This window comes from Enterococcus italicus (assembly GCF_023743875.1).
Lineage (GTDB): Bacteria > Bacillota > Bacilli > Lactobacillales > Enterococcaceae > Enterococcus_G > Enterococcus_G italicus.
Genome location: NZ_JAMRVB010000001.1, coordinates 1,091,753 through 1,100,012, shown reverse-complemented (window position 1 = coordinate 1,100,012; position 8,260 = coordinate 1,091,753). Strand labels below are relative to the sequence as shown.

6 protein-coding genes and 1 tRNA gene are annotated in these 8,260 nt (G+C 38.9%); 6 read left to right on the top strand and 1 reads right to left on the bottom strand.

The window, feature by feature from the left end:
• Nucleotides 1-32: 32 nt before the first annotated feature.
• Nucleotides 33-106, bottom strand: a tRNA-Arg gene (locus tag NE257_RS05260).
• Between the two features lie 154 nt (nt 107-260).
• Here NE257_RS05260 and NE257_RS05255 point away from each other — a divergent pair.
• From NE257_RS05255 to NE257_RS05230, 6 genes are all read left to right on the top strand, one after another.
• The gene (locus NE257_RS05255; RefSeq protein ID WP_251885955.1) at nt 261-1,364 is read left to right on the top strand and encodes a baeRF6 domain-containing protein; all 1,104 of its coding nucleotides are present in this window, start codon (nt 261-263) and stop codon (nt 1,362-1,364) included.
• A 113-nt stretch (nt 1,365-1,477) separates the two neighbouring features.
• Nucleotides 1,478-4,213, top strand: a complete 2,736-nt coding sequence (locus NE257_RS05250; RefSeq protein WP_251885954.1) for a helicase C-terminal domain-containing protein — start codon at nt 1,478-1,480, stop codon at nt 4,211-4,213.
• Nucleotides 4,214-4,278: 65 nt separating this feature from the next.
• Nucleotides 4,279-4,776, top strand: a complete 498-nt coding sequence (locus NE257_RS05245; protein WP_251851717.1) for a cell wall elongation regulator TseB-like domain-containing protein — start codon at nt 4,279-4,281, stop codon at nt 4,774-4,776.
• Nucleotides 4,777-4,796: 20 nt separating this feature from the next.
• The gene (locus tag NE257_RS05240; RefSeq protein ID WP_251885953.1) at nt 4,797-5,987 is read left to right on the top strand and encodes a pyridoxal phosphate-dependent aminotransferase; all 1,191 of its coding nucleotides are present in this window, start codon (nt 4,797-4,799) and stop codon (nt 5,985-5,987) included.
• A 48-nt stretch (nt 5,988-6,035) separates the two neighbouring features.
• Complete coding sequence (gene asnS / locus NE257_RS05235; protein ID WP_251885952.1) at nt 6,036-7,334, top strand: asparagine--tRNA ligase; 1,299 nt, start codon at nt 6,036-6,038, stop codon at nt 7,332-7,334.
• Between the two features lie 333 nt (nt 7,335-7,667).
• The coding region (locus NE257_RS05230; protein WP_251885951.1) for a peptidoglycan bridge formation glycyltransferase FemA/FemB family protein at nt 7,668-8,260 on the top strand (593 nt) is incomplete at its 3' end.

The following is an 8,260-nucleotide window of genomic DNA, read 5'->3' as shown; positions in this document are numbered from 1 at the left end:
GGAATACTTCTTTCCTAAATAGTATCTTTTTACGTCCCCGACTGGAATTGAACCAGCGACCTATTGCTTAGGAGGCAATTGCTCTATCCTACTGAGCTACGAGGACAAAAACGCTCTGGTTGTTATTTTAACGCGTAACTGTGCCAACTTCAAGCGGAAATTTTTTTCATTAATCTAAAAATTGTGTAATCATTTTACTTGGTAGCAATATGGCGTCGTGATACACTAAAAGTGCAACAAAAGCTAGAGGAGGAATGAAAATGACAAAAATTGGAAAAGAATTACTTAGTCAGTTAACCTCAGAAACCGAGTCCGGCCCATTTGTTACAATTATGTTGAATACGCACGTTGCCCATCAGGAAGTAGAAAAGGATCAGCTCAAGCTGAAAAATTTTGCGAAAGAAGCAAAGAAACGCTTCGAAAAAAAATATCCTGAAGATGCTTGGTCTGCTTTTCAAGGGCAGATTGATCAATTAATGGCAAGTCAAAATTTTTGGCGGAGTGCAACGACAAGTGTCGCGTTGATTTTTACACCAGAGAAGACGTTTGTTCATCGTCTAAGCATTCGGGTCGATGATCAATACTACGTTGGTGATGAGCCATATCTTTTGGCTATTATCAAGAACAGTCAATTCAACTATGATTATTTCTTATTAGCATTGAATCGTGACAGCTTTTCACTTTATGAAAATCGTAATCACAACTTAGTTCCCATAAACTTACCGGCATCTGCACCGACGACATTAGAGAAAGCTTTAGGAGAGGAATTGGATAAAAAAGCAAGCTTGACTCATTCAAGTGGAGAAGGCAATACCTTTCATAGTACAGTCGATAAAGGAGAAGAAGAGGAAATCGATCATCGCAACTACTACCAAGCAATTGATGCGTTCTTCCGCGATGAATGGCAAAATGAACGCCGAATTCCTTTGTACATGATGGGACTCGCAGAAAATGTCACGCTCTTTGCAAAATTAGCAAAGAATGCCTATCTGAAACGAGACGTGCAAATCAAACGATCGCCTAATCAACTAACTAAGGAAGAGTGGCAAGAGAATTGTAAGACCATCGATACCAAGCTAAGTGAACAGGAGAAAAAGGAATACCAGAACTTGGCCAATCGTAAGTGGGTAGAACAATTAGCCGACATTAAGCAAGCGGCATCTCTCGGGCGGATCTCGGATTTATTTATTTCGACAGCTAATTTAGTCGACGGGTATGGCGAGGATCCCGAGCAAGAATATGACTGGCGGCAAGAGTTAAATCATTTGGCTAACGAGATTATTCGGATGAGTGGATCGGTCTACTTGTTAGACACAGAAGATATTCCGATGGGAAAAAAAATTCTTGCTATTTTACGTTATTAACACCGAGGAGCGACTACCTTTTTGAAAGGTAGTTGCTTTTTTTGTGGATTGCAAGACTTGGTTTCATCCGCTATTCTATAGTATAATGCAACAGTGCAAAAAGGAGATTTTTGATGACGACATATGCGATTGTAGATATTGAAACAACGGGGACCAATCCAAAAGAAGACCGCATTTTCCAATTTGGCTGTGTGTTTGTAGAAAATGGTGAAATTGTCGGGCGTTTTGCAACAATGATTCATCCGGGCCGTTCAATTTCACCACAGATTCAACATTTGACCCATACAACAAACAAAGACGTGCGTCATTCCCCATACTTTGAAGATGTGGCGTCTACGATATATGAGCTTCTTTCGGGGACTGTATTTGTCGCCCATAATATTCATTTTGATTATCGGTTTTTAAATGCTGAATTAGAGCGGTGCGGCTGTGAACGACTGCAACTAAAAGGAATCGACACGGTCGAGTTGGCTCAGATATTATTTCCGACCGAAATTAGTTTTCGCTTAAGCGATCTCTCTGAAAGTCTGGGCTTATCTCATGAACGACCACACCAAGCAGATAGCGATGCGGAAGTGACAGCGCAATTATTTATCGCATTGGAGCAACGATTGGCTTCATTGCCGCTTTGTACAATAAAAGAGCTGAGTCGCCTGAGCAAAACGTTGTCCATGCAGACTGGTGAATTTATCGCAGAATATGTCCAACAAAGAAAACAGCCAAATCAATTTCCTGAATTGATTGAAATAGAGCAGATTGCTCTGCAAAAACAGCACCTCGTACTTTTTGACTATATGCTACATGCATCAAATTACCCAAAAAGCAAACAAGCAAAGCAAAAGTGGGTCAAGGGCAAACTTGAATACCGAGCTTCTCAGCAATCCTTGATGAATGCTATCTATAAGCACTATACAGAAGAGATACCACCCAAAGACTTAATTATCGAGTCGGAAACAGGTAGCGGGAAAACAATCGGGTATTTGTTTCCGGCTAGTTTTTTGGCGACGCCTGATCAGCCACTAATTATTAGCACCGCCTCGATTTTATTGCAGCACCAGTTATTGCAACAAGATATTCCTAAAGTGAACGACGTGGTACCTCAGCCTTTACGTGCCATTATTATTAAAGGTAAGAGTCACTATTTAGACTTGGCAAGGTTTGCCCAGTCTTTAAAAGAGCCTACGTCAGCCAAACAAGTACAGCTTTTCCAAATGATGCTCTTAGTATGGCTAACAGAGACCAAAACCGGTGATCTGGATGAATTAAATTTGCTTAGTATCAATCATCCGTATTTTGAAAGTATTTCACACCGCGGAGTTGAACACTTACAGCCAGAGAATCCGTTTTATGAAGTGGACTTTTTGCGCTTTTTATACGCGCAAGCCAAACAAAGCAATGTCTGGATTACAAATCATTCCTTCTTGGCTTATGAAAGTCAGCGTGAAGTCCCACTATTACCTGAAACGCCGTATCTGCTAATTGATGAAGCTCATCATTTACCAGATGCATTAGAGAAGACTGCGACCAAACAAGTGAATACAGCCCAATTATTGCATACCATTCAAGCTATCGACCAAAACAACTGGCTCAAAAAATGGGCTGAAACTGACGTGTTGGACACTGAAGTAGTGTATGCAGTCGATTTATATGAGCAACTATTGGCGCAATTAAGTGAGTCGATCGAAGACTTGAATACGTCGTTTTACGCCGACAATCGCTTTATCGTAGACGAATTTATTTTAACCAAAGAGTTTCGCGATACCTTGTCAGCAACAAAAGAGCGAATGATTCAAAAACTAATGCAAACACTAGAGGATTGTCTCGTGATTCAACAGCGAATCATGCAAAGTACAGCAAATAATAAGTCGCTTTACTTGGCGCATGAACTAGAAGAAATCGAGCGCATCCGTGCCTTGTTTCAATTGATTAGTCAAGCGGCGGATGTATTTCAGCAGTGGTTTTATCAGTGGCAGCCTACCGTTGTTCATCGCTTAAGCGTACGGAGCAGAAGTAAGACCTTGTCTTATGAATTGATTGATTTTGAAGCATCAAAAGTACGTCAGACAGTTTGGTATAAACGAGTAAAACGGATTGTTTATCTAGGAGCTACGATGACTGTACCAGGCGATAAGAAGTATTTAGCACGCAAGTTAGGCATACTCGATGCCCAAATCAAAGTCATGCCCGTCGCCTTTGACTACCAAACGCAAGGTGCATTGTTTGTCCTCTCGAGTCCAGAAGAAGAGACAGGAAAGGTCGTTTCAATTACGGAAGCGATTCGTTCGATACTTATGAACTACAAAGAATCAGTGCTAGTCTTGTTCACCTCTCATCAGCAGCTTCAAGAAGTGTACCAAGCGCTCCATTTTGAACTGTTACAAAATGGCCGTGAGATATTCGCGCAAGGAATTGGCGGCTCGCGACAAAAATTGTTAAAGAAATTCACACAATCAAAATCTGCCGTTTTATTTGGCGCTGATAGTTTCTGGGAAGGACTGGATTTACCGGCTGATCAGCTAAAACTACTCGTTGTAACCAAACTACCATTTGAAAATCCGAAGCGCCCCTTGGTGTCTGCGCGCTATCATTATTTGACGAAAGTAGGACAAAATCCATTCAAGCAAGAAAGCTTGCCAAAAGCAATGATTAAGCTGCGCCAAGGGTTCGGCCGCCTGATTCGTTCTTCAACTGACCGAGGAATGATGATTGTTTTGGATGAACGTATGGATCAGGCGAAGTATGCATCTAAGATCAAGCGAGCATTTCCACCAGAGCTAGTGATTAAGAGCGGAAATTTGCGCGAGTTAAAGCAGGCGTTAGCGGATTTCTTCAATCATGAAAAAAAGTAGAAAAATTGTAAAAACTGGTCAAATCTTTGCTATAATATGAACCAGAAATAGAAAGGAAGAGTCCTTTGCATAGAGATTTAAAAAAAGAGTCCCGAATCACAATTATTTTGTTGGTGTGTATTGCTTTGTTATTAGCTATCTTGGCTCTTTTTTCGGTCACTTATTTTAAAGCAACCCAGCCGATGAAACAAGCAAAACAAGAAGCGACGGCATTAGCTGAAAAGTATGGTGATGTCACGCAGGTCGATGCGTTTTATCGCTACACTCGAAATGGCACGTATTATGCTATTTTTGGTGAAAACAAAAACGATCAATCAGTCATTGTGCTCATTCCTTCATCGGGTAAAAATGTGCAAGTGCTGAACCAGTCTGATGGCTTAAGTATGCAACAAGCAAAAGCTGTTGTTGCAAAGACAGCACCAAAAGATACCTTTGAGCGGGCGAGTCTAGGGATGAATGAGAAACAAATCGTATGGGAAATCGTTACAAAAGATGAATCAAATCAATACCATTATTACCTCGTTCAATTTTCTGATGGAAAATTAGTGAGTGAAATTTCTTAAAATTGGAAGGAATGAAGCGAATGGAATTGTCAAAACGAGCATTGAAAATGGAACCTTCTGTTACTTTAGCGGCATCAGCAAAAGCCAAAGCACTGAAAGCAGAAGGGAAAGATGTCTTAAGTCTAACAGTTGGGGAGCCAGATTTTTCAACACCAAAAAATATTCAAGAAGCTGCAAAAAAAGCGATTGAGTTTGGTGAGACAAGCTACTATACCCCTACAGCAGGAATTCCTGCCCTACGACAAGCAGTCGTAGATTATATGCAGGATAATTACGATTTGACCTATAAGGTGTCTGAAACCATTATTACAAACGGTGCGAAATTCGCTTTGTACCTATTATTTCAAGTGTTATTAGATGAAGAAGATGAAGTAATCATTCCTACACCGTATTGGGTTAGTTATAGCGAACAAGTAAAGTTAGCAGATGGGGTGCCTGTTTTTGTCGAAGCATTAGAAGACAATGATTATAAAGTCACCGTGTCACAACTCGAACAAGTCAAAAGTGCAAAGACAAAAGCTATTTTACTGAACTCACCATCGAACCCGACAGGCATGATTTATACGAAAGAAGAATTGCAAACAATTGGCGAATGGGCTGTCGCAAATCAATTAGTGATTGTTGCGGATGATATTTATGGTCATTTTATTTATGGTGATGCTGAGTTTACACCGATAGCGACTATTTCCGATGCGATACGCGCGCAAACAATTATCATTAATGGTGTATCAAAGACTTACTCAATGACAGGTTGGCGAATCGGCTTTGCGATTGGTGACCAAAAAATCATCCGTGCGATGACCGATTTAGCTTCGCAAGCCTCAAGTAACCCAACGGCAGTCAGTCAATATGCAGCTATCGAAGCATTAAGTGGTTCACAAGAGAGCGTCGAAGTCATGCGACAAGCATTTGAAGAGCGAATGGAAAAGACCTATCAATGGCTAAGTGAAGTACCGGGAATCACCGTACGAAAACCACAAGGAGCCTTTTATCTATTCCCGAATGTGCGAGAAACAATGACGATTTGTGGCTATGAAGATGTCAATGATTTTGTAGAAGCATTATTAGTTGAAGCGAATGTCGCTGTCGTTACCGGTAAAGGCTTTGGTGCACCAGATAACATCCGACTAAGCTATGCGGCTGATCTAGCAACACTAGAAGAAGCAGTCAAACGAATCAAACATTTTGTTGAAAAAAAGCAGCAAAAGTAATATCCTTGGCTATTGAAGGATTGAAAGAAAGAGATTGGAGAGAATTTCGTGAAACAAATTCAAATTATTGATGCAAAAAACCATGTCGGTGAAACCGTAAAAATCGGCGCTTGGGTTGCTAATAAGCGATCAAGTGGGAAAATCGCCTTTTTACAATTACGTGATGGTACGGCTTATTTCCAAGGGGTCGTTGTTAAAAATGAAGTGTCAGAAGAAGTATTTCAATTAGCTAAAAGTCTGACACAAGAAACATCTGTCATAGTGACCGGTGAAATTCGTGAGGACAGTCGGTCAAAATTCGGCTACGAGCTAGGAATTTCAAATGTCGAAGTAATCGGCGAAAGCCAAGATTACCCAATTACTCCTAAAGAACATGGCACGGACTTTTTAATGGATCATCGTCATTTATGGTTACGTTCATCTAGACAGCATGCTATTATGCAAATTCGTAATGAATTAATTCGTGCGACGTACGAATTCTTCAATAAACATCATTTTGTTAAGATTGATCCACCTATTTTGACAGGTTCTGCACCAGAAGGAACAACAGATTTATTTGAGACCAATTACTTTGATCAAAAGGCCTATTTGTCTCAATCTGGTCAATTGTATATGGAAGCCGCAGCAATGGCATTCGGAAAAGTTTTTTCATTCGGGCCAACATTTCGTGCTGAAAAGTCTAAAACACGTCGTCACTTAATTGAGTTTTGGATGATTGAACCAGAAATGGCCTTTATGCACCAAGAAGAAAGTTTGGAAGTGCAAGAGCAATATGTCGCATTTCTTGTTCAAAATGTTTTAGATAATTGTGATTATGCATTAGACGTACTTGGACGAGATCGCGCGATTTTGGAAAAATATACGAACTTACCATTTCCAAGAATCTCTTACGACGATGCAATTGATTTATTGATTAAAAATGGCTTTGATGATATTCAATGGGGCGATGACTTCGGTTCTCCGCATGAAACATTTATTGCCAATTCATTTGATCGCCCGGTATTTATTTTGAACTATCCAAAAGCGATTAAGCCATTCTACATGAAGCCGCATCCTACTAGAGAAGATGTCGTAATTTGTGCAGATTTGATTGCGCCAGAAGGATATGGAGAAATTATCGGTGGATCAGAACGTGCGACAGATTATGAATTCTTATTAGAACAAATTAAAAATCATGGGTTAAGTGAAGAAGAATATTCTTGGTATTTAGATTTAAGAAGATATGGTTCTGTGCCACATTCTGGCTTCGGTTTAGGACTAGAACGAACCGTAACATGGATTTCCGGCATTGAGCATGTCCGTGAAGCCATTCCATTCCCACGATTGTTAAACCGAATTTATCCATAAAGTAATGAACATTCGATATTTTTTAGCTATATTAAAAATACTGATTATTAAGTTTTTTACATTAAGCTAATAGTTGTGAAGAATTTTTAGTTCTATTTGTTAGCCAAACGGCAAAATAGTTGCTGATGAGTTTGAGGATTTTTCATATAAAAATGCATTTTTCCCTTAATTTATTGGGAAAATGCATTTTTTCTTTAAAAAAAATTATGAAAGTGCTTTTATTTACTGTCTAAATATATTAAGATTATACGTGGTATAGCAAAAACCGGTTTTTGAACATTTGGGGAAGAACATTAGCCTGAAAAAAATATACGAGAGAGCTAGGGGATTTGAATGAAGTTGGAAGTAATTGATAGGGAAGAGTATGGTAATTTTATCATGACAAAGCATCATAGTTTTTTACAGACACCGGAGATGGGGGATGTTTTTAAAGAACGTGGTTTAGAAGTAATTTACTTAGCTTTAAAAGACGATGGAATAATGTGTGCAGCATTAGTAACATCTATAAAAGTATTTGGAGGAAAAAAATTTGAAGTAAATTTTGGACCTATACTATCGGATGAAAAAAATGAATTTAATCTGTTGAGTGAATTTTTTTCAAAAAAATTAAAAACGTACATAAAAAGAAACGGTGGGATCCAGCTAGAAATTAGTCCAAATATAGATTATAAGATATATGATAATCAATATAATGTTTCATATGAAAATGATAGCGATTTAATTTATACAATGAAAAAATGTGGATTTAGGCATCAAGGATTCCCTGTTGGATATGAAAAACAACAGTCAATTGCTTTATGGCAATATGTGAAAAATATATCAAATTTTACTGATGAATCGCTAACTAGTTCTTTTGAAAAGGATGGAATTTATTCATTAAAAAAAGCCAACAGTTTTGGTATCAAGATTCGCAATCTAGAATATAA

Coding starts and splice junctions, on each gene's coding strand:
- NE257_RS05255 (WP_251885955.1), top strand. CDS start 261: ATGACAAAAATTGGAAAAGAATTACTTAGTCAGTTAACCTCAGAAACC.
- NE257_RS05250 (WP_251885954.1), top strand. CDS start 1,478: ATGACGACATATGCGATTGTAGATATTGAAACAACGGGGACCAATCCA.
- NE257_RS05240 (WP_251885953.1), top strand. CDS start 4,797: ATGGAATTGTCAAAACGAGCATTGAAAATGGAACCTTCTGTTACTTTA.